Raw genomic sequence first — 23,791 nt, 5'->3', positions numbered from 1 at the left:
GGGAGGGCGGCGGTCGTGGCGGTGATTGCGTTGCGCCGCGGCGGCGCGAGGTGCTCGCCATGCCGTGATTGGCGGCGATGAATCTCGCCCACCTGCTCGCTCGCACGGCCCGCGTCTTTCCGCAGCTGAACGCGGTCACGCGCGGTGAGCAGGAGCTGTGGTCGTACGCCGAGTTATTCCGTCGCGCGGCGGTGATCGCCGGCAAGCTGCGCGGCGTTTACGGCCTGCAGGCGGGCGACCGCGTTGCCCTGTTCATGGCCAACTGTCCGCAGTATCTGGAATTGCTCTACGGCGTCTGGCACGCCGGCCTGGTGGCGGTGCCGATCAACAACAAGCTGCACCCGCGCGAAGTCGCTTTCATTTGCGAGAATTCGGCGGCGTCGCTGCTGTTTGTCGCCGGAACGTTGGGTGGGCTGGCTGGGGCGGGTGGGCTGGTCGGTGATGCGGGTGCTGTCGCTGGCCGTGCACCCGGTCTGCGCATGCTTTCGATCGACACGCCGGAATACCGGCGAATCGCCGACGGCGCGACGATCGACATCGTACCGCGTGCGCCCGACGACCTGGCGTGGCTGTTCTACACCTCGGGAACCACCGGCCAACCCAAGGGGGTGATGCTCTCGCAGCGCAACTTACTGGCGATGAGCCTCTGTTACTTTACCGACGTGGACCAGGCGACGCGGGCGGACAGCATCCTCTATGCCGCACCGATGTCGCACGGCGCCGGCATGTACAACTTTGCGCACGTACTGGTCGGCGCGCGGCACGTCGTTCCCGCGTCGGGCGGCTTCGACGTCGCTGAAATCCTGGCCCTGGCGCAGCATTTCGGCCAGGTTTCGCTGTTCGCCGCGCCGACGATGGTGCTCCGGCTGGTCGAGCATGTGGCTACGCACGGCAGCGATTGCCGCGGCATCAAGACCATCGTCTATGGTGGCGGCCCGATGTATCTCGAGGACATCCGGCGCGCGCTCGACGTCCTCGGTGACCGGCTGGTGCAGATCTACGGCCAGGGCGAGAGCCCGATGACGATCACCGCGCTGGCCCGGCAGCATCTCGCCGATCGTGAGCATCCCCGCTACCTGGAGCGCATTGTCTCGGTGGGTGTCGCGCAAAGCGTCGTCGAGGTCGTCGTCGCCGACGCTGACGGCCAGCCGCTGCCCGCCGGTGTTGCCGGTGAAGTGCTGGTGCGCGGCGAAACCGTCATGCAGGGCTACTGGCGCAACCCGGAGGCGAGCGCTGCGACGCTGCGCGACGGCTGGTTGTACACCGGCGACGTCGGCGTTCTCGATGACGACGGTTTCCTGACGCTCAAGGACCGCTCCAAGGACGTGATCATCAGCGGCGGCAGCAACATCTATCCGCGCGAGGTCGAGGAAGTGTTGCTGCAGCACGCGGCGGTTGCCGAAGTGTCGGTGATCGGGCGGCCGAGTGCGGAGTGGGGAGAGGAGGTCGTCGCCTTCGTTGTCTGCCGAGCAGGGCTGGTTGCGCCACCTGCGGAACTCGATCAGCTCTGCCTGCAATCGATCGCGCGCTTCAAGCGGCCGAAGAACTATGTCTTCGTCGCCGCTTTGCCGAAGAACAACTACGGCAAGGTGCTGAAGACCGAACTACGGCGCCACTGGACCAGCTAAGGGAGAATTGAAATTGGGCGGACGTTTGCAGGACAAGGTGGCGATCATTACCGGCAGCGGCTCGGTGGGGCCCGGTTGGGGTAACGGAAAAGCGATTTCGGTGCTCTTTGCACGCGAAGGCGCCAAGGTCGTCGGTGCCGACATCAACACCGAGGCTGCCGCGGCGACGCAAGCCATCATCAGCGACGAAGGCGGTGAAAGTATCGCCGTGGTTGCCGACATGGCTCTTGCCGCCGACGTCGAGCGGATGGTGGCGGCGGCAATGGACGCTTACGGGCGTATCGATATCCTGGTCAACAACGTCGGCATGGCCATCGTTGGCGGCCCTGCCGAGCTCGACGAGGCGACCTGGGACCGGCTGATGGCGGTGAATATCAAGAGCGCCTACCTCACCTGCCACCACGTGCTGCCGGTAATGATGCGCCAGAAGAAGGGGGCTATCGTCAATAACGCTTCGGTTGCCGTACGCGGCTGGGCGGGCGTCAACTACGGCTTCTACGCGGCCAGCAAGGGGGCGATGGTAGCCATGACGCGGACCATGGCCATCCGGCATGCGCCCGACGGCATCCGCGCCAACTGTGTTTTACCCGGCTTGATGAACACGCCCCTGGTACATGCCGCGCTGACCCGCGTTTATGGCGAGGAAGGCGATATCCCGAACCTGATCCGTACGCGTGATGCGCAATGCCCGCTGGGCCACATGGGTGACGCCTGGGATACCGCCTATGCGACGCTGTTTCTGGCCTCCGACGAGGCCAAGTACATTACCGCCACCGAACTTCTCGTCGATGGCGGCCTGTCGGCGCGCTTCGCCTGACAAACTACGCCCTCGCAATGACGGCAAGAAGGCGGTAGTACACTGGCTGCTGGCCCGGTCGGCAGCTGCTCAGGCGAAAGGTACGATCAGTTTGTCCCAGCCCGAACCATTCCCTTCGAGGTCGCTGCCCCGCTCGTGAAGTGCGGCTGCGATGCGCCTTTCGAGTTCGCCGAGCAAGGCTTCCTTGTCGGGTGGCTTGCGGCGATCAGCATGGTGGCGTCGTTCACTGCCGACACGCCGATCGAGCACCGAGCGGTGATCAGCCACTCGCCACTCGCAGTGACGGCAGCGCCGCCTGATGGCGAGGCTCTGGCCGGCGGTTGCGGTGCATGCGGCGTCTCCTTGAAACCTGAGGCCGGGGCAAGTCGGTATGTTGGCGTTCGGTCATGGCGACGGCGACGCAGGGTAAGCCGCTGGCGGGAAGGCCTTCAGGGAGAACGTCGCAGACGTCAGAACATCGACCAGTGGGGAAACCCGGTATGCCACCATGATTCGTCGGAGCGTTGTTTCTTGGCGTCGACGAGTGGATCGTCCGCAGGCTCTGGCTGCCGCTGGCAGAGGGGCTTGCCTGGAGTGCCCTGGTTGAGGCCGGCAAACAGAAGCCTGAGTCGCGGGACGTCGGCGAACGGGCGCTGGAGACCGGGTTTTCTCGGCGTAGCACACATCAGCTTGTCGAGGGTGCGCAAGGCCTTCAGCTTGCGCGGTGCTGGAAAGCGAACTGTGCTCATATCAAGCCTCGGAAGATGGTTATCAAAAAGGCGATTGACGCTGTTCATCGTCGATTGCAGCCGCCAGCCGTGCGCGAAGAGTCACACGGCTTTTTGAAATTCCGTGTGACATGCGTCACGCTGTCGCTCTTTGACTATGAAAGTCATCTGCGCGACTCACGCATCGGTGCTGGCGCCCTCCGCAGCGTGGGCATTTTCGCCAGCAGGCCGTATCATGTGGCTCTTCAGGGTGCCAGTTCCTGGAGATAAACCGATTGCTTGTCATCATAGGGAGTGGCGATAGGGCCAGCCAGGAACCGTGATCCGGCTTTTGCATTCATTTCAGTATGGTCTTGCGACGGGCGATCGCTGTCGCGACTCGTTCCATTCGTTCTACTCGTTGCGAGCTCGCTGAGAGTGCGTTCGCCGCGGCTGCTCGAGATCGATCGGCAAGACCCGGCAGCGCTTCGTGTCGAGCTCTTGCGTGACCTGGCGGCGTTCCCGGCTGTTGTCGCGCCGAAGTATTTCTACGATGCGCTCGGTTCAAGTCTCTTTGCTGCGATCACCCGCTTGCCCGAGTACTACCCGACGCGCACCGAGGCGGCGATCTTTACGCGCCATATTGATGAAATCGCCGCACAGCTCCCGAGTGGCTTGACTCTGGTCGACATCGGCGCGGGCAACTGCGAAAAAGCGGCGCGCCTCCTGGTGCCGTTCAAGGTACGCAGTTACGTCGCCGTCGACATCTCGGTGGACTTCCTGGGCGATTCGCTGGCCCGTCTGCAGCTGCAGCACCCGGAGCTGCCAATACTCGGCGTCGGCACCGATTTCTCGCGGCGGCTGCTCTTGCCCGCGGAGGCCGGCGACGGAGAGCGTCTGCTGTTCTATCCCGGTTCGAGTATCGGCAATTTTGCGCCGGCGCAGGCGCTCGATTTCCTGCGCCAGTTACACCAGGCGGCGCAGGGTGGCGGGCTGTTGATCGGCGTCGATCTGCTCAAGCCGGTGGCGGTCCTCGAAGCAGCTTACGACGATCCGCTGGGTGTCACCGCCGCCTTCAACCGCAACCTGTTGCTGCACCTCAACCACTTGATCGGCAGTGATTTCGCGCTCGCCGATTGGCGGCATGTAGCTTTTTTCGACGCTCCGCAGTCACGTATCGAGATGCATCTCGAAGCGCGGCGATCCGTCAAGGTGCACTGGCCCGGTGGCCAACGAGCCTTTGTCGCCGGCGAACGCATCCATACCGAGAATTCGTACAAGTGGCGTGCCGAGGATTTCACGGCTTTTCTGGGTGATGCGGGCTTTTCGGGAATTCGCTGCTGGACTGACGAGCGTGGCTGGTTTGCCGTCTTTCTGGGGCAGGCCCAACGGTCATGACATGCCGAGACACCCCAAATGATGAAAGTCATGACCGTCCCCCCTCTTTCCCGGCCCTTCTCAGCCGGCGATCGTGCAGCTACGGAAGCCGCTGAAAATATCATTGCGTTCCGGTGTGAAGTAGTTGCGGTAGCGCGGGTGACGAATTTCCAGCGCCGTCGCCTGGCTGGCACCGCGCAGCACGTAGCGGCTGTCGAACCACGGCGCCGAGTAGTCGCGGTAGGGGTGGGCGCGAAAAGCGGGGTAAGGCAGGAAACGGCTCGCTGTCCATTCCCAGAGCTGGCCCCATTCGTAGCATTGGTCGCTGGCGTCGTTCGGCGTGGCGAGGGCAGGGGGCGCAGCGAGTGCTGCGAGTGCTGTGCACTCCCACTCGCCTTCCGTCGGCAGCCGCCGCCCGGCCCAGCGACACCAGGCGTCGGCCTCGAACCAGCTCAGATGGACGGCTGCGGCAGCGATCGGCAGTGGCTGCCACTGACCGAAACGACGCTGTTGCCATTGTCCGCCGCTCTGGCGCAAATAACGCGGGGCGTCAATGCCCGCGGCCTCGCGCCAGCGCCAGCCGGCGGACGACCAGTAGCGTGCCTGCTGGTAGCCGTTGGCGGTGACGAAAGGCAGGTAGCGTTCCCAACTCACTGGCGTGCTGTCGATCGCGAATGCTGGCAGTGCGATTGGGTGCGCGCTCAGCTCGTTGTCGAAGGCGAATCCAGGCTGGTCGTAGCCCAACAGCCACTCGCCACCGGGCAGCTTCAGACTGGCGACTTTTGTTTGGCGCCCTGTTGCTGCGCGCATGTTTGCCGGCAACTCGGGCAGCAGGCTTTGCAGTGCAATTGGCAGGGCGATGTCGAGTGCCTGCGCCATGTAGGTCGCCGCCTCGGCGTGCATTTGTTCGTGGAACAGGACCAGGCGGAAGAAATAGAGATCGGCCGGCGTCGCTACAGTCTGCGCCAGCAGCGCCAGGGTCTCCGCGAGACTCGCTTCGAGATAGGCACGGGTCGCTGTCAGATCGGGCAGCGGCAGTTGCCAGCGCGTCGAGTGCTCCACGATGCTGGAGTTGTAGAGCGCGTCGGCTTCCGGCAGGCGTCCGGCAGCGCGGAGCGCATCCGGATCGGCAAGCTCGCCGAGCGTGCGCTGCGCATTGCGCGCGATCCAGTAGTCCTGAAACCAGCCGATATGGCCGACTTCCCACAGCGGTGGATTCAGTTGTGGCGAAAATGGGACGCGCAAGGCCGGGCCCAGTGCCTGTTCATAAGCAGTGAGCAGGGCCAGGGTGCGCTGACGGGCAGCCTGCAATGCCGCGATCAGCACCTGCCGGCCGCCTTCCCGGGCAGCATGCGCCGCCGCCCATTGCCTGGCTGGTTTTGTCATCCTGGTACGCCCTTATGAAAGACGACAAGTTGTTGCCATTTCCCCAAGTGGTGATTGTGAGCCCGGCGCTTGCCGATGCCAACAACGGCAACTGGCAGACCGCGCGTCGCTGGCAGCGGTTTCTGGCCTTGCCGACGCGGATCATCAGGCAATGGCCGGACGAGTTCGCCGACCAGGATCGCGTCATGCTGGCCTTGCACGCCCGTCGCTCGTCGTCGTCGATCGCTGCCTGGCGCGAAGCGCGTCGCGTGCGCGGACTGGCCGTGGTTCTCACCGGCACCGACCTCTACCGCGACATCGAAACTGACGCCAGTGCGCAGCTTTCGCTGCAACTCGCCGATGCGCTGGTGGTATTGCAGGAACGCGGTCCGCTGGCCTTGCCCGCCGAATTGCACGACAAGACGCGGGTGATCTTTCAATCAATGAGCCGTCGGAAGACTCTGCCGAAGAGCCAAAAGCGGCTGCATGCGCTGATGGTCGGCCACCTGCGCGAAGAGAAAGATCCCGCAACGCTCTTTGCCGCCGCCCGGCTGCTTGCCGAGCGCGACGACATTCGTATCGATCACATCGGTAACGCGCTCGATCCGTTGCTCGGCGAAGCGGCGACGGCGACAATGGCGGCGACGTCCGCTTATCGCTGGCTGGGCGGTCTGCCACACGCGGCCACGCGACGACGCATCCAGCGCGCCGACCTGCTGATTCACGCCAGCCGTCTGGAAGGCGGGGCGCACGTGGTGATGGAAGCGGTGTGCAGCGGCACGCCGGTGATCGCTTCGGCGATCGCTGGCAATATCGGCATGCTGGGCCGCGATTACGCGGGCTACTACAACTGCGGCGACGCGCAAGGCCTGGCCGCGCTGCTTGTCCAGTGCCGGGCCAGCCAGGGGCTGCGGGATGGTCTGCTGGCGTGTCTCGCTGCGCAGTGCCGGCCGCGCGCCGCGCTCTTCGCACCGGCTGCCGAACGTGCAGCCCTGCGGCAACTGGTCGCCGACCTGCTCGTCAGTCCGCTCACCGATCCACTTGCCGCAATCTAGAACGGAGTCCGCGGGATGCATGCTGGCGAACAAACAGCCCTCAGAGATATCGTCCTTGTCGGCGGTGGCCACAGCCACGTCGTGGTGCTCAGGCGTTTTGCCATGTGCCCGCTGCCCGGCGTTCGCCTGACGGTGATCTGCAGCGATACGCATACCCCCTATTCGGGAATGCTGCCGGGCTACATCGCCGGGCACTACAGGTACGACGAAGTGCACATCGATTTGCGCCGCCTGGCCGAGTTTGCCGGCGCACGCTATTTCCGTGAGCAGGTGCTTGGCCTCGATCGCGAGCAGCGCAAGCTGCTTTGCGCGCATCGTCCGCCGCTGGCCTACGACCGGCTGTCGATCAACATCGGCTCGATGCCGGCGGTTAGCCAGGTCGAGGGCGCCGCCGAGCACGCCATTCCGGTCAAGCCCATTCGCCGTTTCAACGAGCGCTGGCTGGCTTTGCTGGAACGTGTTCGCCAGCACGCCGGGGTGACGACCATCGCTGTTGTTGGCGCCGGTGCCGGTGGCGTCGAGCTGACGCTGGCCATGCAATATCGCCTGCGCAAGGAACTCCGCCTGCTCGGGCGCGACCCCGACGAACTGCGCTTCCATCTTTTTTCCGCCGCGCGCGAGATTCTGCCAACGCACAATGCGCGGGTGCGGCGCGCTTTCGAGCAGGTGCTCGTCGAGCGCGCGGTCGTCGTCCACTGCGACGCCGAAGTTCGCGCCGTCGGCAGCGGGCATTTGCGCACCGCCCGTGGCGAGATGCTGGCGGCTGACGAGATCGTCTGGGTGACGCAGGCCGGTGGTGCGCCGTGGTTACGCGATACCGGCCTGGCGCTCGACGGCAGCGGCTTCATCCAGGTGCACGACAGTCTGCAGACGGTGAGCGACCCGCTCATCTTCGCGGCCGGCGATTGCGCAGCGATGGTCGATCAGCCTCTGGAGAAAGCCGGTGTTTTTGCCGTTCGCCAGGGTCGACCGCTGGCCGACAACCTGCGCCGCTCGGTGCTCGAGCAGCCGCTGCGTGCTTACCATCCGCAAGCGCGCTGGCTGGCCTTGATAAGTACCGGCGACCGCTACGCCGTCGCTTCGCGCGGCGCGCTGCATACGGCGGGCACCTGGGTATGGCGCTGGAAGGACTGGATCGATCGGCGCTTCATGGCCCGGTTCAACGATCTGCCAGCGCCAGTCGTGGCGATGACCAAGCCGGAACGAGGCCATGGCGCCGTCCCGCTCGACGCGGCCGAATCGACGCAAGCCATCTCGGCGATTGCCATGCGCTGCGGCGGTTGCGGGGCCAAAGTCGGCGCGACGGTGCTGTCGCGAGCCTTGGCGGCGGTACACCCGCTCGAGCGCGACGACGTGCTGATCGGCTTGCATGCTCCCGATGACGCGGCTGTCGTGCGTGTGCCGCCGGGCAAGGCGATGGTCCACACGGTCGATTTCTTCCGCGCTTTCATCGACGATCCCTGGCAATTCGGCCGTATCGCCGCCAACCACGCGCTCGGCGACATCTTCGCCATGGGCGCCGAAGCGCAGTCGGCGACGGCGATCGCCACCGTGCCGCCGGGCCTCGAGAGCAAGGTCGAGGAGACGCTGTTCCAGATGATGTCTGGTGCTATCGAGGTACTCAATGAAGCCGGTTGCGCCCTGGTCGGCGGGCACAGCGGCGAGGGCCGCGAACTGGCGCTCGGTTTCGCCATCAACGGGCTGATCGACGAAAGCCTGGCGGGCGTGATGTGCAAAAGCGGCATGCGCCCTGGTGACCAGCTGATTCTGAGCAAGCCGATCGGCACCGGTACCCTCTTCGCCGCGCATGCGCGCCTGCAGGCGAAAGGGCGCTGGATCGACGCAGCCCTGCTCTCCATGGATCAGTCCAGCCAGCTCGCTGCCAGCTGCCTGCGTGAGCATGCGGCGACGGCGTGTACCGACCTCACCGGTTTTGGTCTGCTTGGTCACCTGGTGGAGATGACGCGCGCCTCGGGCGTCGATGCCGAGATCGATCTGCTTGCCTTGCCGGTTCTCGATGGTGCCGCCGAAACCAGCGCCGCGGGCATCCTCAGTTCGCTGCAAGCGGCGAACGTGCGCCTGCGCCGCGCTCTGCGTGATCCGGAGCAGGCGCGCAGTCATCCGAACTATGCCCTGCTCTTCGATCCACAAACCGCGGGGGGGCTGTTGGCCAGCGTGCCGGCAGAGCGGGCCAGTGCCTGTATTGCGGCATTGCGCTCGCTGGGCTACCAGAAAGCGGTGTGCATAGGGCGGGTTCTGCCGGCCGCAGACGATCTCGCGCCGATACGGTTGAAATTGTAGCGCTGGCGTGGGTGGGGGGCCGCGGCTTTTTATTGGGTGAGCGATTCGTTCACTTTTTACAAGCGTTCGGGCTGCTGCTCATCCTTCTGCTTTCCTTTGATTTTCTTCCGGAAACTATCGGTTTGGCAATACGTCATTCGGCAGATGCTGTTCGCAATAGCGGATCACGACGGAAAATCTCTGATTCCTGGATTGGCCTGCATTTACAATGCATCAAGCATAACGAGAAGGGCAGTTCATGGCTCTTGTGCGGCCATGGCGAGCGGTTATAATCCCGCTCCGGCGCCGTGTCTAGAGAGGAGATTTTCTTCAATACGCATGGCACGATGAAGCTTGTTATAGCGAGCGGTGGGGTGGCTACCCCGACCGCTTTTTTATGTCTTTTCCGGGGAGTAAGGTATGGCGGAGCAGAAGCTGGGAAATCCCGCGGTTGTCGGTCTGGCGGGTTTTGGTTTGACAACAATGATCTTGCAGTTTCACAACGTTGGCTGGATGGGCCTGGGTCCGGTGATCTGGTTAGGACTCATTTTCGGCGGCCTGGCGCAAATGATCGCCGGCCTGCAGGAGATGAAAACCGGGAATAATTTCGGCTATTGCGCGTTCACGGCCTACGGTTGTTTCTGGCTTTCCCTGACCTTGCTTCTGATCGGCAACCACTACGACATCTACACTTCGAGCAAGACCGACATTGGCTGGTTTCTCGTCGCCTGGACGGCGTTCACCGCGATCCTGTGGGTCGGCTCGATGCGCATACACGGCGCCCTGGCACTGACCTTCACGCTCCTCTTGATCGGCTTCATTCTGCTCGATCTCGCGCACTTCGGCTATCCGGCCCTGACTGTAATTGCCGGCTATGAGCTGATGGCGACGGCAGCGATGGCATGGTACATCATGGCGCACATTATCTATGCGGACGTCTTTGGCCGGGATATCCTGCCGGTGGGCAAGCCCTGGATCAACTGAAACCTGTGCGGCGTCGGTCTGGCAAAAGAATTCGCTCAGCCCACAGCCGCAAACATGAGCAACACAGATGAGGGAGCAAGAGGCTATGAAAGCTGGAAAGACAATTGGATGGATGGCGGTCCTGGTTGCCTGTGGCATTGGTCGCGTAGTGATGGCTGCAGAAAGCGGCACTGCCACGGCCGAAGAAGCAATCAGCAAAGTGCGGGCAGCGGCGAGCTTTCTGCACAGCAAAGGAACTTCCGGCTACGCGGAGTTCAGCAACAGGGACGGCAGCTGGGTGTGGAAGGATAGTTATGTCTTCGTCTACGACTGTCGGCAGGACAAGATGATTGCGCACCCGATGCGGCCCGATCTGGTGGGCAAGCCGATCATGCAGATTACTGATAACGCCGGCAAGTACATCTTCAAGGATCTCTGCAAGGCCGGCACGCAACCCCATGGCGGCTGGGTCGAGTATGCGTGGTCGAAGCCCGGGGCGGGCGCGCTCTCCCGGAAAATTTCCTATGCTCTGGCCGCGGATATTTCGTTCACCAGTGGCATTCAGGTAAGCGCCGGTACCTATGATGAAACAATGACGATCAAGGAATTGGACGCGGTACTCGAAAAAATGTCCGATCCGTCCAGGTATCAGGCGCTCTGAGCGTTTTGGCGGCCGAGCGTGACGGTGGCTTACCGTGAAAGTCGCGTACGCGACTCACGAACCTCCCTTCTCCCCTTGCGCGAGAAGGGCCAGGAGAAGAGGGAAACGGGCATGACTTTCATGATTTGGGGTGTCTCCACGTGTCACGACCGTTAGGGAAGATTCTTGCCGGGCTGCCCGGGCTGCCGCCGCGCCGGTGAACGCTTGCCAATGCACTGATGACAAAGCTGCCAGCTTCGACCATCCCTCTCAAGAAGCCGCCGAGCCAAGCGCCATTTGTAGGTCACGCTGACGCGCGCGGTCTCGGCGCAGGGTCACGAATCCGGCGATGAGCACGCCAAGTGTGACCAGCGAAACCATGATCGTCGCCAGGGCGTTGATGTCCGGGCTAACGCCCAGGCGCACTTTCGAGAAGATGACCATCGGCAAGGTGCTCGAGCCGGGACCGGAGACGAAACTGGCGATCACCAGGTCGTCGAGCGAAATGGTGAATGCCAGCAGCCAACCCGAGATCAGGGCCGGCGAGATGATCGGCAGGGTTATCAGCAGAAATACTTTTGCCGGTCGCGCGCCCAGATCCATGGCGGCTTCTTCCAGCGAAACATCGAGCGAGGACAGGCGCGATTGCACGATCACTGCCACGTAGGACAGAGTCAGCGTCATGTGGGCGATGGTGATGGTGCTGACACCGCGGCCTTCGGGCCAGCCAAAAGCGTGTTCGCTGGCCACGAACAGCAGTAGTAGCGACAAGCCGGTGATCACTTCGGGCATGACCAGTGGGGCGGTGATCATGCCGGTGAACGGCGTGCGTCCGCGGAAGCGGCCAAAGCGGGCCAGCGCCAGGCCGGCCAGGGTGCCGAGGATGGTGGCGCCGGTGGCAGTCACCGCCGCGACGCGCAGCGACAGCCATGCTGCATCGAGAAGCTGCGTGTTCTCGAACAGGCGGCCGTACCATTCGGTCGAAAATCCCCCCCAGACGGTAACCAGGCGCGACTTGTTGAAGGAGTAGAAAATCAGCGACAGGATCGGGATATACAGGAAGGCAAAGCCAAGCACCAGGTAGGAAAGCCTGACCAGGGAGGCTTTGCGTCTCATGAACGTGCGGCGCTTTCGCGTCCCTGCACGCGTTGGAAATACATGATTGGTGCGACCAGGATGAGGAGCAGGACGATGGCTACCGCGCTGGCTACCGGCCAGTCGCGGTTGTTGAAGAACTCCGTCCATAGCACCTTGCCGATCATCAGCGAGTCCGATGGTCCGAGCAAGGCGGGAATGACGTACTCGCCAACGGCGGGGATGAAGACCAGCATGCAGCCGGCAACGATACCGGGCAGGGACAAGGGCAGGGTGATGCTGGCAAAGGCACGTAACGGGCGGCAGCCGAGGTCTTCTGCGGCTTCGAGCAGGGTCAGGTCCATCTTTTCGAGGTTGGCGTACAGCGGCATGACCATGAACGGCAGGTAGCAGTAGACAATGCCGAGGTAGGTCGCGAAATCGGTCTGCAGCATGACGATCGGCTGGTCGATGACGCCCAGCCAGATCAGGAAGTTGTTGAGCAGGCCGTTGTTTTTCAGGAGGCCGATCCAGGCGTAGACGCGCAGCAGGAAGGATGTCCAGAAGGGCAGAATCACCAGCATCAGCAGAATGCCGCGCCAGCGAGGAGCGCTGCGGGCGATGGCGTAGGCTAGCGGATAGCCGATCAATAGCGCAGCCACGGTCGATACAGCGGCTACCTGCAGCGAATTGACGAAAGCGCGTAGATACAGGCTGTCTGCGAAGAGGTACAGGAAATTGCCGGGATTGAGGTTCAAGCGGATATCGGCGAGCCGCTCGCCTGCCCATTCGAGCAAGGGCTGGTAAGGCGGCATCGCGATTTGCGTTTCCGAAAAGGAAATCTTCAGCACGATCACGAAGGGGACGACAAAGAACAGCAAGAGCCACAGGTAGGGCACGGCAATGACTGCAGTGCGAGCGCTGATTCCCCTGCGTATGAGGAGAATTTGTGTCCGGCGGCAGGGCGGTAGTTTGCCGATGGCATCGAGCAGGCGGCGGCTGCCGACTGCGAATCGTTCGGCCAAAGGTGGAGCGCCCAGGCCTGGCTGCATTTCGGGTTTCATTCGCTGACGATCAGCGGGCTGCTGGCGTGCCAATGCAAGTAGACCTCTTGATTCCAGGTAATGCTCTCTTCGTCGTTACGCCAGACGTTGGGGCGGGTGACGCGGACGGTCTTGCCGGACTCCAGCCGAATCAACATCACCGACAGATCCCCCAGATAGGCGATCTCCTTCACTACTCCGCGCGTCCAGTTGGCTGCGGCTTTCTGCGGCTGCAAGGAGATCTGGATTCTTTCTGGGCGAATCGCCACCCAGAGCCTGTTTGGCGGCGCTGAAAGGGGGGCGCTGGCCACCTCCACTGGTCGTTCGAACTCTGCACAGCGGATATGGAGGGCGCCGGACTCGCTGGCGGTCACTTGGCCTGCGAAGAGGTTCACCGAGCCGACGAATTCGGCAACGAAGCGGTTACCCGGCGACTCGTAAATCTCCTGCGGTGTTCCCACCTGCACGATCCGGCCGTGGTCCATGACCCCGATGCGTGAGGAGAGAGTCATCGCCTCTTCCTGGTCGTGGGTGACAACCACAAAGGTCACCCCCAGTTCTTCCTGCAAGTTCACCAGTTCGAACTGGGTATGCTCGCGCAGCTTCTTGTCGAGTGCGCCCAGGGGTTCGTCGAGCAACAGCAGTTTGGGTTGCTTGATCAGCGCCCGGGCCAGCGCGACTCGCTGCCGCTGGCCGCCAGACAACTGGTCCGGCTTGCGTTTGCCAAACTCGGAAAGACGCACCAGTTTCAGCATTTGCGCCACGCGCTCGGCAATCTCGGAGCGCGAACGGTGCTCCATCCGCAGACCGAAGCCGACGTTTTGGTCGACGCTCATGTGCGGGAAGAGGGCGTAGGACTGGAACATCATGTTGACCGGACGTGCGTAGGGCGGGATGCCGCTCATGTCCAGGCCGTCGATGTAGATCTTGCCGCTGCTGGGTTCCTCGAATCCGGCCAGCATGCGCAGCAGCGTCGTCTTGCCGCAACCGGAGCCGCCGAGCAGGCAAAACAGTTCGCTGCGATAGATATTCAGTGAGACATCATCGACGGCGACAAAGCCGGAGAAGCGTTTGCTTACCCGCTCGATACGGATGTAAGGCTCGACTGCGGGATCGTTCCACGGGCGAGTTGGGTGGGTGGGGGCCGGTGCTGACGAAGCCATTCAGCTACCCGCTTGAAATGTCCCGGGAAGGCGACCATGAAGGAGGCAAACGGTCATGATCGTCCCCCTTCCCCTGACCCTTCTCCCGCAAGGGGAGACGGGAGTTTCGTGAGTCGCGTACGCGACTTTCATATTGACTGCCATCACTGGCCTGTCTGGAAGCGCGTCCAGCTGCGGGTTAACAGTCGGTTGTAGTCGTCGCCCACCGCCAGTTCAGGCGACAGCTTGGCTTTCACCTCGGCGCTGGGGAAAACGCTGGGATCGTTCTTGACCTCGGGATTGATGAACTGCTCCGAAGCAAGATTGCCGTTCGGATAGTGCACCGCATTGGAGTTGTTGGCGGCCACCTGCGGCTGCATCAGGTAGTCGATGAACAGATGCGCATTGCGGGGATGCTTGGCGTCGGCGGGAATCACCATCATGTCGAACCAGATGATGCTGCCCTCCTTGGGCAAGGAATAGGCTACCTTCACCCCTTTGCCCGCCTCCCTGGCGCGATCGCGCGCTTGCAGCACGTCGCCACTGTAGCCGACCGCAATGCACAGCTCACCGTTGGCCAGATCCTCGATGTATTGCGATGAATTGATCTTGCGCACATACGGTCGGATCTTCATCAGTTGCTCTTCGACCAGCTTCAGATCCTCGGGGTCCTGGCTGTTGGGATCCTTGCCGAGGTAGATCAGGACGATGCTGCGGATATCGGAGGCGGCATCGAGGATCGAGATGCCGCAATCCTTGAATTTGGCGGCGTATTTCGGATCAAGCACCAGCGCCCAGGAGTCCAGTGGCGCATCGGGCATGATCTGTTTGATCTGGTCGACGTTGTAGCCGATGCCGTCGGTTCCCCACATATAGGGAATGGCATGCGCATTGTTTGGGTCGTGCAAGGCGACGCGCTGCATGATCGATGGATCCATGTTGCCGAGATTCGTCAACAGGGCTTTGTCCAGTTTCTGGAACACGCCGGCCTTGATCTGACGTTCCATGAACTGCGCCGAAGGCATCACCAGGTCGTAACCGGTATTGCCCGCCAGAAGCTTGGTCTCGACCACCTCGTTGGCATCGAAGACGTCGTAATTGACCTTGATCCCGTACCTGGCTTCGAAGTTCTTGACCGTCTCCGAGGCGATGTAGTCCGACCAGTTGTAGACGTTGAGTACCTTCTCGGCGTCGGTGGCGCCGGGCGCGGCGGCAACGGCTGCTGCCGGCGGCGCAGCAACCTCCGCTTCCTTGCCGCAGGCAGCCAGCAGGATTGCCGCGAACCCCAGACAGGCAAGTCTGGCGGCACCGGTGGGGGGTAAAGGCGAGCAGACGTACATGGCGTTTCTCTCCTGCGGAGGGCGATGGCCGAAGCGTAACGCAGTGCCAGCTACAGGCCAAGAGGCAGATCAATGCACGCCCGGCTGGCGGCACTGGCCGGGCCAGGAGCCGCCAGCCTGAGAAGCAGGTTTCGACCTTGTCGAGCGCTGCTCCCGAGGCGCCTGCTGTTCCTTGCTCTCAGACGCGGACGATGCGCACGCTGTCGGTGCTGCCGGCACGCGGTCCGGTTGATCCGAAGACGACTGCCACCAGATCGCCGTCACGGACGAGTCCCGCAGCACGCGCGAGGGCGATTGCCTGTCGCAACTGATCGGCGTCGGCATTGTCGGGGACCAGCAGTGGTTGCACGCCCCATACCAGGCAGAGCCCGCCGAGCACTTGCGGTGACGTCGAGATGCCGGCGATGGGCATTTTGGGGCGGAAGGCTGCGACACGATGCGCGGTCAGGCCGCTGCGTGTCGGGCAGAGGATCGCGGCGACCTTGAGATCCTCGGCCGCTTGCACGGCGGCGTGTGCGACGGCCCACGCCACGCGATCGGTGATGGCGGCGGTGATTGCTTCTGGATGGCCGTGCTCGCGTGGCGAGCCCTCGGCCGACTCGGCGACCTCGCTCATCATGCGTACGGTTTCGCAGGGGAAGAGGCCAACCGCGGTTTCCTCAGACAGCATCAAGGCATCGGTGCCGTCGAGCACGGCGTTGGCAACGTCATTGACTTCGGCGCGGGTGGGTAAGGGGGGAGCGGGTCATCGACTCGAGCATTTGGGTCGCGGTGATCACCGGCTTCCCGGCCATGTTGCAGGCACGGATGATTTCCTTCTGGAGCAGCGGTACGCGCCGCGCCGGCATCTGGATGCCCAGATCGCCGCGCGCCACCATCACCGCGTCGGCTGCTTCGATGATGCCGGCAAGATTGTCGATTGCCGCAGCGGTCTCGATCTTGGGAACCAGCGCTGGTCGCATGCCGCGCTTGGGGAGCATCGCGCGTACCCGTTCGACGTCTTCGGCGCGGCGTACGAAGGAGAGCCCGAGGAAGTCGACCTTGGCGGCAATCGCCATTTCCAGCGCCAGCGCATCGCGAGCGGTGAAAGGCTCTACGTGTGCTTCGGCACGCGGTAGGTGCATGCCTTTGCGCGAGCGCAAGGGGCCGCCGCGAAGGACTTCCGTACGGACGTCCTTGCCGATTGATTCGAGTACGCGCAGAACGATCGCCCCGTCGGCGAGGTAGACCTCGTCGCCTGGTCGTGCCCATTGCGCGAGATCGGGCAGGGTCGTGGAAACGTGCTGCGCATCGCCGATGCTGTCTTCGAGGCCGCTCAAGACAAACTCCTGGCCGCTCTCGAGTTCCACCTCGTCGTTAGCCACCAGACCGCTCCGGATCTTCGGGCCGGGCATGTCAACGAGAATTCCAACACTGCGCCCAAGCTCGCTGGCCAGTTCCCGTACCAGACGCGCGTTATTGCTGTGCGTTTTCATGTCTGAGTGCGCGGCGTTGAGGCGGACGACGTCAACACCCGCTTCCAGGAGTCGTCGCAAGGCGTTCGGTGTCGCGGTGGCGGGGCCGATCGTGGCCACTATTTTTGTTCGGCGCATCAGGTGCTCCTCAAATACTTCGGGTGCGGCTCTTTTCGTCGGGCACGCTTTCGCGGCTACTAATCGGCAGATTTTGGCTCATTGTTCGTTCCCCGCTATCGGAATAGGGTGGCTGCAGGCTCGGTAATGCCGTCCGCGTTCCTTACGTACCGCACTGGAGCAATTTTTTTAAGTCATTGATACGTTAACCATTTGATGTGCCTATGATCCTTCGTGGCCGAAAAGATCCACACCCAAATACTTCGACATTTGGTCTGGCTTCCCTGGCGGCCGGCCAGCGTGTGCGATCCGCAGGCGCGGGGCAGGGCATCCACGGGAACGGCGGGCAGTATAGGTAGGGGTCGCAGCTGCCGTCAATCAGCAGTCTTGCGACGAGTAGCGCGGTGAAGCGACCGAAATGACGGAGGTGCCAGCCGAGACCCGCGCTAGCAGCGCTTGTGCGCGCAGGATCAGGGTTTCTCCCCTGTCTTATTGACAGCGTTCGCCTGGCCGGCGGGATCGTACGCCGCAGCGCGGGGGGCGCTGGCGTCGTCGGCTGAATCCTTGTCTGGCGCAGGCGCAGGCGCAATCGCGGGAGGCACGATTGGCGGCGATTGCCCGTGTGCGGCCTCAAGCGTGAAGGGCGCTTGCTTTGGCGGTGGTGCGTTGCTGACGATGCTCTGAAAGTGGTCAACAACGCCCCAGGCCATGGCCAGCATCAGCAGCATGAAGAAGAAGAGAATCATGTCCCGGCCCGATGCGCGAACTGGGCGAGGCTACAGCGCAACTTGTTCTGACGCGGGAGTGATGGCAGGCACGCGCGGCGCTTGGTTTCGCACGCAGGGTGCTCGCGCCGGCCCAGATTCCGGGTGGTCTCCATCGCGTCGGGCGAGCTGCCGTTGTCTATCGTTTCAGCATCAAGCATTGCGCTTCCGCCTGGTGCCACGGTTTAGCCATGCGGCCGCCATCAGTCCAAGGAGCTGCCGCGTTCCGCGCCGCAAACTATGGGCGCCGCTCTCGATAACCATGCACAACAACCGCATGCGATTGATGGTGCCTGCTGGAGAGGGTGCTGCATAGCGACGGTCGACACGGTGCGCTGGAAACGCCAGGGCAGTCGCGTAATGCCAACGTCGTGAACCCCCAAAAATAGTCGTTTACGCTCAAGAAATTACGAAAGGGCCGTTCCCAACTCATCTGGTAGAGGAACTCGATCGTCTGGCGGACCATGCGGAACGCGTCGACCTTGATTTCCGCGGCAGCCGCATGGTCCGCCTGACAGCCCGCGCCGGTTAAGCTCGCACGGATTGCTGAGCGCCGGCGCGTCGACCTGTCGCCCGATGGGTTGACCGAGGCTTTGCGGAACGGTCGTTTCAAGCTTCGCCCGGAGGCTGCCGAGTCGCGCGGCGGCTGTCGTCCTTCGGGTGATGAGAACAAGCCGTGCTTGCTATAACACCCCGCGTCGCCTAGGCTGTTCGGTAGGCTACGTGTCGTTGGCCCTGCTGCCGACCAAGCGTCCGTAGCAGGACCATTTCTTCCTACCAGAGTGGAGGCCTGTGGTCGTGGAACTGACATTCAATTTCAAGAGTGACAAGCTGGCCGGTGACTTCTGGGGCGGTCTTGCCGCCATGTTGGTTGCCCTGCCGTCGGCGATCGCCTTTGGCGTCACCATCTATGCCTCGATTGGCCCGGCTTACGCCGGTATGGGGGCGTTGGCCGGGATTCTCGGTACTGTCGCTCTCGGACTGGTGGCGCCGACCCTGGGTGGCACCAATCGCCTGATTACCGCGCCGTGTGCGCCGGCCGCGGCGGTGTGCTCGGCCTTTGCCATAGGGCTCGTGCAGCAACAGGTTGAACCCGTATTCATCGTGCTGATGTTGACGGCCCTGGGTCTGGTTGCGGGCCTGCTACAGTTGCTCCTGGGTGCCATGGGTGTCGGTAGCCTGATCAAGTACATCCCGTTTCCGGTGGTCAGCGGCTATCTCACCGGCGTCGGTCTGATCATCATCGGCAGCCAGATCCCGAAATTTCTCGGCGTTTTCGGAAACTACTCGTTGTGGCGGGTGCTGATCTCACCGGAACTCTGGCAGTGGCAGAGCGCGGTCATCGGCACCGTGACGGCGGCGGTTATGCTCTGCGCAGCCCTGGTCACGCGCGTCGTGCCGGCGGCCATTCTCGGCTTGCTGGCCGGGGTGCTGACCTATTTCGGACTGGCCTACGCGGTAGACCAGTCGATGTTGGTCATCGAGGGCAACAAGTTGATCATCGGCCCGCTTGGCGGAACTGCGTCAAGCATGCTCGACGCCATCACTGGCCGTTGGCGGGATATCGGCGAACTGAAGCTTAGCCATATTGGCGGCCTGCTTGGAACGGCATTGACCCTGGCCGTGTTGTTGTCGATTGATACTCTCAAGACAGCGGTCGTTCTCGACGCGTTGACGCGCAGCCGCCACGATCCAAACCGTGAGTTGATCGCCCAGGGTTCCGGAAACATCGCTTCGGCCTGCGTCGGTGGCATGCCGGGAGCCGGGCAGATGGGGGCGACGCTGGTCAATTTGAACAGCGGTGGCCAGACTCGCGTCTCGGGGGTCGTCGAAGGCGTGTTGTCGCTGATCGCGTTTCTCGCCTTGGGGACGTTCATTGCCTGGATTCCGGTCGGCGCGCTGGCCGGCATCCTGATCGTCGTTGGCTTCCGGATGATCGACCGGCACAGCTTCAATCTGTTGCGTTCGCCGTGGACCATGTTGGACTTCGCCGTCATCGTGGTGGTGGTGGGCGTGGCGCTCGCTTACAGCCTGATCGCCGCGTCGGGCGTCGGGATTGCTCTGGCGATGTTGCTGTTCATCCGCGAGCAACTGGGTAGCACGATCATTCGTAACAAGCTTGATGGCAGTCACAGGTTTTCGAAGAGGGTGCGCTTGGGGCAGGATATGGAGCTGCTGGTAAAGAGTGGGGATAAGACCGCAATAGTGGAGCTGCAGGGTAGCCTGTTCTTCGGTACCAAGGACCAGCTTTACTCGACACTTGAACCGGAGTTGACCAGGCGCACCTACATCGTGCTCGACATGCGGCGCGTGCAGTCGGTCGACGTCACGGCCGTGCATCTGCTGACCCAGATCAGGGACTCGCTGATCGAACGTGGCGCCTACCTTATTTTCAGCGACCTGACGCGGACCCTGCCAAACGGCCGGAATATCGCCGAACTCTTCGATCAGATGGAACTTACGACCATGACCGAGCATGTGAAGGTGTTTCCTGCGCTTGACGACGCGCTCGAATGGACGGAAGACGAGATCCTCGGCGAGCATCTCAAGGAGGCGCTCGAGCTTCCACCGCTCGAGGTATACGAGCTCGAAATGTTCAAGCACTACAAGGAAGAGACGCTGATCGCCCTGGTGGAAGCTCTTGAGCGACGCTCGGTAGGGAAGGATGAGAAGGTCTTTTCTCTTGGCGATGTGGCCAATGAGCTGTACCTGATCCGCAAGGGTGCAGTCCGGATCACGTTCCCGATCAAGGGAACAGTAAACGTTCATCACGCCTTGACGTACGGGCGCGGCGACTTCTTCGGTGGTATTGCCTTCATTGCAGGAACGAGCCGTTTCAACGACGGTACGGCGGTGGAAGATACCGAACTCTTTGTGTTGCAGCGCGAACAGTTCGAAAGACTCAAGGAGGAGCACAAGCGGCTGGGGTTCGAGATACTCGAGGCGGTCGCCAAGGTGCTGGCGTTGAGGTTGCGTTATGCTGACAAGGAACTCATGGCCATGCAGGAGTAGGTCGAGGAGAGGGAGCACGTGGGCTACGGGCTGTTCGGGATCACTACTCCAACTGCTTGCTTCAAGGCGGCCTGTGCAGTCCGCATGGCTGCAACTTTCCGCAAGGTGCCGGAAAGGTCATCCGTTCGGTAGGCAACGCGATATTTCTCGCCAAAATCCGCCATTGCGGTGTGGAATTCGGTTGCCATTTTTCGGTACGCTCAACGGCACTGAGTGGCTCTAACCAGAGGAGAACAACAATGTTCCAGCACATATTGGTGCCGACCGATGGCAGCCATCTGTCGAACAAAACCGCGGAACGCGCGGTGGCGTTTGCCAAGGCGGCCAATGCCAAGATCACGGCGTTATACGCGAAGGCACCGGTTGGGCACGCGGAAAATTACGGCGATCTGATTCAGCCCGCCGCGATCCAGCGCCTGATCTCGGGTTCCGACGGGAAATCCAAGGAGTATCTGGGCGCCATCAAGAAACTCTGCAAGGAGGCCGGCGTCGAGAGTACAACGCTCGCGGTGGTCAGCGATACCCCGTGGGAAGCGATCGTCAAGGTTGCCGAGGACAACAACTGCGACCTGATCTTCATGGCCAAGCACAGCCGAGGGGGTCTGTCCTCGCTACTGGTCGGCAGTCAAACCTACCGCGTGTTGACCCACTCGAATATTCCCGTCCTTGTCTTTCGTGCGCCGAAGGCGCACGCTAGTCACCACAAGCACCATAAGGAAACAGAGAGAGTTGGGGAAGCAGACAGCGAAAAGGGCAGCAAGAAGGCGTGAGCGAGAGGTCGGTCGCGAGGGATGACTCACTCCGCCAGGCACCCAGACACTGCCCGCTACGCCGTGTTCGCGGCGCCAGTCCCTTGGTCATTGCCGGTACAACGCCCGTGAATCCTCGCTGGTGGCAGCAGGCTTCACCATTTTCTTGCAGACGGCGTTGCCCATCGCTCGTGGTGGGGAAGCAAGTCGTTTACAGTCTGATGACTTGACAAGGAGAGTTTCGATGCTGCGTCAAACAATCTTGGCTTCAGCCTTCGCAGTTTTCGGATTTGTCAGTATCGCCGCGTCGGCGCAATCTTGGACTCCAGCCGAAGCCAAAGCCAAAGCCATGCTCGAAAAGGTGGTTGTTGCGTTAAAGGCTGACAAGGCCAGGGCGCTCGTGATGTTCACCAAGGGTGAAGGCGGCTTCATGGATCACGACCTGTATCCTTATTGCGGTGGTCCGGATGGGTACTTCACCGCCCATCCGACACTTCTTGGCATGAGCCTCAAGGATCTCAAGGACAAGGATGGCAAGCCTCTGGGCAAAGAACTCTACGACGTAGCCGAGGAAGGACGTTTTTTTCGAGGTTTCGTACATGTGGCCGCGTCCCGGTCAGACCGATCCAGTGGAAAAGGTCGCCTACGTGACCAGGATCGGCGATCAGGTGTGTGCGGTTGGCTATTACAAGTAATGGCCTTGCAGACGGGCTGGCTCAGGGATCACAGTACCAGCGATCAGCACGGCAAGACCACGTCCGAAGTCGCGGCTGTCCTGGGGCACAGGCGCGCCGACGTGAGTACTCCCTTTGCAGGTAAACCTCTTTGTGATGCGCCAGTTGGCAAGAAGGGGATGTCAAGCGGCGTGGAGTACGAGCGAATTGTTCCTGCCGCGTGTCGAGCACTTCCATTCGGCCGCAGCGCACGCCGCTGCGGAGCGACACGGCCAGTTGGCTACGGCCAACCACGGTTTCCGGATTCACGTGCTAACGCAAGAGCGATTTGGACGGTATATCGCCACGCGCATCTTTGCTGAGGATGCTGGCTCAGCGTGTTCCCTTGCGGAAATCCACAATGGCTGTTGCGACGCTGATCGGTCAGAATTAGCCTCCACCCGGGGGATGTTAATCACACAAATGCTTGTCGACGAACAACTTTTTTCCTCGATGCCGACGCGCTGGCGCGTTCCGCGAGCCGGGAGCCGGGAGCCGGGAGCCGGGAGCCGGGAATGCGCTTGCCAGCGTCCGCGCAAGGATTGGCCACTGCGCCATATCGAGAAATCGCGGACTTCAGGAACTTTCGACCATGCAATCGCCAATCCGGTGCTTGCGTGAGCAGGCGAAGAGCGCAGATGCTTGCGTTTGCGGGACCAGAATGATTATTCTTTGCGCCAGCGGCAGGCAACTTGCCGCATCGAAAAGACAAAATATTCACACGTAGTAACTTTCCTTAGGAGCCTCCCAACCCCGCGCGCGGGCCAGGCGTTCGCGAAGAAACAGGGATTGTGTCGCCCACTTGCGCTACGTGGCAGTTGCCCCACACATGGTTAGCGGCAGCACCGATATGACCGACCTACCATTGGTGTGAGCTCAAGCGAGCCCGTTTAGGAGCATGGTTCGGGAATCGTCGGCGATAGTGGTGAGCGCAGCGATGCGCATCCCGTTTGTGAGATCGAGTCGAATTTCGACGTTTCCCCTGGTGCTGCCATTCCTTAGGCGATTTCTGTCAAATAACATACCATCTTGCTTGTCTTTTCGCCCGTCTTCTGTGTTATGACAACAGTTACATAGTTCGACTATGCGCCTGTTGTCGCGCCTTGAAGCCGACCGAAAATCCGGCGCAATCTGGTACGTTCTTTTCCGGCAATCGCCTTAACCATCGTGGAGCACATCATGGCCATGCGCAGGCGAGATGAAGAGCTAGCCTGGATGTTGCATAAAGAGGGCGAGTAAGCACGTAAACATTTGATACAATTGGAGTTCTATAGAAACCAGTTCGTAAAAAATGCCTACCACTACTCGCCCAGCCTTGGATTTTACCCCGGAACAACTCCACCTCCCGCCCGCTGCGGGCTTCACGGTTCGCGCCGATTTCAGCGCCGGTGAGGTGTCCTCGGACCTGGGCGCCTTGGTGCTGAGCGCCGTCGATCGTCGCATCGGCCTGATCGATCGCCTGACCGGGGCGATTGCCGATTCCCGCGATCCTCGTTACATCACCCACCCGCTGCGCGATTTGCTGACGCAGCGCGTCTTTCAGATTGCCTGCGGCTATGAGGACGGCAACGA

The 23,791-nt window shown here is 61.9% G+C and carries 21 protein-coding genes and 1 pseudogene; 11 read left to right on the top strand and 11 right to left on the bottom strand.

From position 1 onward, the window contains the following. Window positions 1–77: 77 nt before the first annotated feature. Window positions 78–1,628, top strand: coding sequence for a class I adenylate-forming enzyme family protein (locus E4Q23_RS18040; protein ID WP_169067928.1), 1,551 nt, complete (start codon window positions 78–80; stop codon window positions 1,626–1,628). A gap of 13 nt (window positions 1,629–1,641) precedes the next feature. Then, the gene (locus tag E4Q23_RS18035; RefSeq protein ID WP_169067927.1) at window positions 1,642–2,445 is read left to right on the top strand and encodes an SDR family NAD(P)-dependent oxidoreductase; all 804 of its coding nucleotides are present in this window, start codon (window positions 1,642–1,644) and stop codon (window positions 2,443–2,445) included. Window positions 2,446–2,514: 69 nt separating this feature from the next. Here the strand turns inward: E4Q23_RS18035 and E4Q23_RS18030 are convergent, their stop codons facing one another. Beyond that, entirely contained in the window at window positions 2,515–2,712 is a 198-nt protein-coding gene (locus E4Q23_RS18030; RefSeq protein WP_169067926.1) for a hypothetical protein, read from the bottom strand. A 182-nt stretch (window positions 2,713–2,894) separates the two neighbouring features. Next, window positions 2,895–3,173, bottom strand: a complete 279-nt coding sequence (locus E4Q23_RS18025) for a hypothetical protein (protein ID WP_169067925.1) — start codon at window positions 3,171–3,173, stop codon at window positions 2,895–2,897. Between the two features lie 396 nt (window positions 3,174–3,569). Here E4Q23_RS18025 and egtD point away from each other — a divergent pair, with 396 nt between their 5' ends. Next, window positions 3,570–4,529, top strand: a complete 960-nt coding sequence (gene egtD / locus E4Q23_RS18020; RefSeq protein ID WP_169067924.1) for an L-histidine N(alpha)-methyltransferase — start codon at window positions 3,570–3,572, stop codon at window positions 4,527–4,529. A 60-nt stretch (window positions 4,530–4,589) separates the two neighbouring features. Here egtD and senA read toward each other — a convergent pair whose 3' ends face one another. Beyond that, complete coding sequence (gene senA / locus E4Q23_RS18015; RefSeq protein ID WP_169067923.1) at window positions 4,590–5,894, bottom strand: selenoneine synthase SenA; 1,305 nt, start codon at window positions 5,892–5,894, stop codon at window positions 4,590–4,592. Between the two features lie 14 nt (window positions 5,895–5,908). Between senA and senB the strand changes: the two genes are divergently transcribed. The 4 genes from senB to E4Q23_RS17995 all read left to right on the top strand — a co-directional run bounded on the left by senB (window position 5,909) and on the right by E4Q23_RS17995 (window position 10,832). Continuing rightward, a complete protein-coding gene (gene senB / locus E4Q23_RS18010; RefSeq protein WP_169067922.1) occupies window positions 5,909–6,928 on the top strand; it encodes a selenoneine biosynthesis selenosugar synthase SenB in 1,020 nt (339 codons plus the stop codon). 15 nt (window positions 6,929–6,943) lie between these two features. Continuing rightward, entirely contained in the window at window positions 6,944–9,229 is a 2,286-nt protein-coding gene (gene selD, locus E4Q23_RS18005) for a selenide, water dikinase SelD (RefSeq protein WP_169067921.1), read from the top strand. A 399-nt stretch (window positions 9,230–9,628) separates the two neighbouring features. Further along, window positions 9,629–10,192, top strand: coding sequence for an acetate uptake transporter (locus E4Q23_RS18000; protein ID WP_169067920.1), 564 nt, complete (start codon window positions 9,629–9,631; stop codon window positions 10,190–10,192). Window positions 10,193–10,259: 67 nt separating this feature from the next. Continuing rightward, on the top strand, window positions 10,260–10,832 hold the full coding sequence (locus tag E4Q23_RS17995; protein WP_248595554.1) for a cache domain-containing protein: 573 nt from the start codon (window positions 10,260–10,262) through the stop codon (window positions 10,830–10,832). 249 nt (window positions 10,833–11,081) lie between these two features. On the opposite strand, the gene E4Q23_RS17990 is transcribed toward E4Q23_RS17995, so the two are convergent. The 7 genes from E4Q23_RS17990 to E4Q23_RS17960 all read right to left on the bottom strand — a co-directional run bounded on the left by E4Q23_RS17990 (window position 11,082) and on the right by E4Q23_RS17960 (window position 17,727). Further along, window positions 11,082–11,927, bottom strand: a complete 846-nt coding sequence (locus E4Q23_RS17990) for an ABC transporter permease subunit (RefSeq protein ID WP_169067919.1) — start codon at window positions 11,925–11,927, stop codon at window positions 11,082–11,084. Next, on the bottom strand, window positions 11,924–12,910 hold the full coding sequence (locus E4Q23_RS17985; RefSeq protein ID WP_291995880.1) for an ABC transporter permease subunit: 987 nt from the start codon (window positions 12,908–12,910) through the stop codon (window positions 11,924–11,926). The genes E4Q23_RS17990 and E4Q23_RS17985 overlap by 4 nt, the downstream gene beginning before the upstream one ends. A 35-nt stretch (window positions 12,911–12,945) precedes the next feature. Next, the gene (locus E4Q23_RS17980; protein WP_169067917.1) at window positions 12,946–14,091 is read right to left on the bottom strand and encodes an ABC transporter ATP-binding protein; all 1,146 of its coding nucleotides are present in this window, start codon (window positions 14,089–14,091) and stop codon (window positions 12,946–12,948) included. 143 nt (window positions 14,092–14,234) lie between these two features. Then, window positions 14,235–15,359, bottom strand: coding sequence for a polyamine ABC transporter substrate-binding protein (locus E4Q23_RS17975; protein ID WP_423753361.1), 1,125 nt, complete (start codon window positions 15,357–15,359; stop codon window positions 14,235–14,237). A gap of 229 nt (window positions 15,360–15,588) precedes the next feature. Beyond that, window positions 15,589–16,080 carry a pyruvate kinase alpha/beta domain-containing protein gene (locus E4Q23_RS17970; RefSeq protein WP_211203827.1) on the bottom strand — a complete coding sequence of 164 codons (492 nt, stop codon included), beginning with the start codon at window positions 16,078–16,080 and terminating at the stop codon, window positions 15,589–15,591. A 37-nt stretch (window positions 16,081–16,117) separates the two neighbouring features. Beyond that, the gene (pyk, locus tag E4Q23_RS17965; RefSeq protein WP_169067914.1) at window positions 16,118–17,002 is read right to left on the bottom strand and encodes a pyruvate kinase; all 885 of its coding nucleotides are present in this window, start codon (window positions 17,000–17,002) and stop codon (window positions 16,118–16,120) included. Between the two features lie 449 nt (window positions 17,003–17,451). Next, on the bottom strand, window positions 17,452–17,727 hold the full coding sequence (locus E4Q23_RS17960) for a hypothetical protein (RefSeq protein WP_169067913.1): 276 nt from the start codon (window positions 17,725–17,727) through the stop codon (window positions 17,452–17,454). A gap of 816 nt (window positions 17,728–18,543) precedes the next feature. On the opposite strand from E4Q23_RS17960, the gene E4Q23_RS17955 reads away from it, so the two are divergent. Then, entirely contained in the window at window positions 18,544–20,757 is a 2,214-nt protein-coding gene (locus E4Q23_RS17955) for an SLC26A/SulP transporter family protein (RefSeq protein WP_291995884.1), read from the top strand. 23 nt (window positions 20,758–20,780) lie between these two features. Here E4Q23_RS17955 and E4Q23_RS17950 read toward each other — a convergent pair whose 3' ends face one another. Beyond that, entirely contained in the window at window positions 20,781–20,945 is a 165-nt protein-coding gene (locus E4Q23_RS17950) for a hypothetical protein (protein ID WP_169067912.1), read from the bottom strand. 51 nt (window positions 20,946–20,996) lie between these two features. On the opposite strand from E4Q23_RS17950, the gene E4Q23_RS17945 reads away from it, so the two are divergent. The 3 genes and pseudogenes from E4Q23_RS17945 to E4Q23_RS17935 form a co-directional block, all read left to right on the top strand. Then, window positions 20,997–21,527, top strand: a complete 531-nt coding sequence (locus tag E4Q23_RS17945) for a universal stress protein (protein ID WP_169067911.1) — start codon at window positions 20,997–20,999, stop codon at window positions 21,525–21,527. A gap of 223 nt (window positions 21,528–21,750) precedes the next feature. Further along, window positions 21,751–22,201: pseudogene (locus E4Q23_RS17940) on the top strand (cache domain-containing protein). A 1,309-nt stretch (window positions 22,202–23,510) separates the two neighbouring features. Further along, window positions 23,511–23,791 (top strand): transposase (locus E4Q23_RS17935; RefSeq protein ID WP_211203826.1); only part of this gene is annotated, 281 nt, incomplete at its 3' end.

Source organism: Candidatus Accumulibacter phosphatis, from assembly GCF_012939955.1.
GTDB classification, from domain to species: domain Bacteria; phylum Pseudomonadota; class Gammaproteobacteria; order Burkholderiales; family Rhodocyclaceae; genus Accumulibacter; species Accumulibacter delftensis.
The sequence above is the reverse complement of the archived record's forward strand: the minus strand, read 5'-3'. Positions and strand labels throughout refer to the sequence as shown.

Excerpts from the sequence above, each read along its gene's own strand:
- E4Q23_RS18025 (WP_169067925.1), bottom strand. The coding sequence starts at position 3,173 with ATGAGCACAGTTCGCTTTCCAGCACCGCGCAAGCTGAAGGCCTTGCGC.
- pyk (WP_169067914.1), bottom strand. The coding sequence starts at position 17,002 with ATGCGCCGAACAAAAATAGTGGCCACGATCGGCCCCGCCACCGCGACA.
- E4Q23_RS17950 (WP_169067912.1), bottom strand. The coding sequence starts at position 20,945 with ATGGCAACCGAATTCCACACCGCAATGGCGGATTTTGGCGAGAAATAT.
- E4Q23_RS17970 (WP_211203827.1), bottom strand. The coding sequence starts at position 16,080 with ATGCTGTCTGAGGAAACCGCGGTTGGCCTCTTCCCCTGCGAAACCGTA.
- E4Q23_RS17960 (WP_169067913.1), bottom strand. The coding sequence starts at position 17,727 with ATGATTCTCTTCTTCTTCATGCTGCTGATGCTGGCCATGGCCTGGGGC.
- senA (WP_169067923.1), bottom strand. The coding sequence starts at position 5,894 with ATGACAAAACCAGCCAGGCAATGGGCGGCGGCGCATGCTGCCCGGGAA.
- E4Q23_RS17980 (WP_169067917.1), bottom strand. The coding sequence starts at position 14,091 with ATGGCTTCGTCAGCACCGGCCCCCACCCACCCAACTCGCCCGTGGAAC.
- E4Q23_RS17990 (WP_169067919.1), bottom strand. The coding sequence starts at position 11,927 with ATGAGACGCAAAGCCTCCCTGGTCAGGCTTTCCTACCTGGTGCTTGGC.
- senB (WP_169067922.1), top strand. The coding sequence starts at position 5,909 with ATGAAAGACGACAAGTTGTTGCCATTTCCCCAAGTGGTGATTGTGAGC.
- E4Q23_RS18000 (WP_169067920.1), top strand. The coding sequence starts at position 9,629 with ATGGCGGAGCAGAAGCTGGGAAATCCCGCGGTTGTCGGTCTGGCGGGT.
- E4Q23_RS18040 (WP_169067928.1), top strand. The coding sequence starts at position 78 with ATGAATCTCGCCCACCTGCTCGCTCGCACGGCCCGCGTCTTTCCGCAG.
- E4Q23_RS17945 (WP_169067911.1), top strand. The coding sequence starts at position 20,997 with ATGTTCCAGCACATATTGGTGCCGACCGATGGCAGCCATCTGTCGAAC.
- E4Q23_RS17995 (WP_248595554.1), top strand. The coding sequence starts at position 10,260 with ATGAGGGAGCAAGAGGCTATGAAAGCTGGAAAGACAATTGGATGGATG.
- selD (WP_169067921.1), top strand. The coding sequence starts at position 6,944 with ATGCATGCTGGCGAACAAACAGCCCTCAGAGATATCGTCCTTGTCGGC.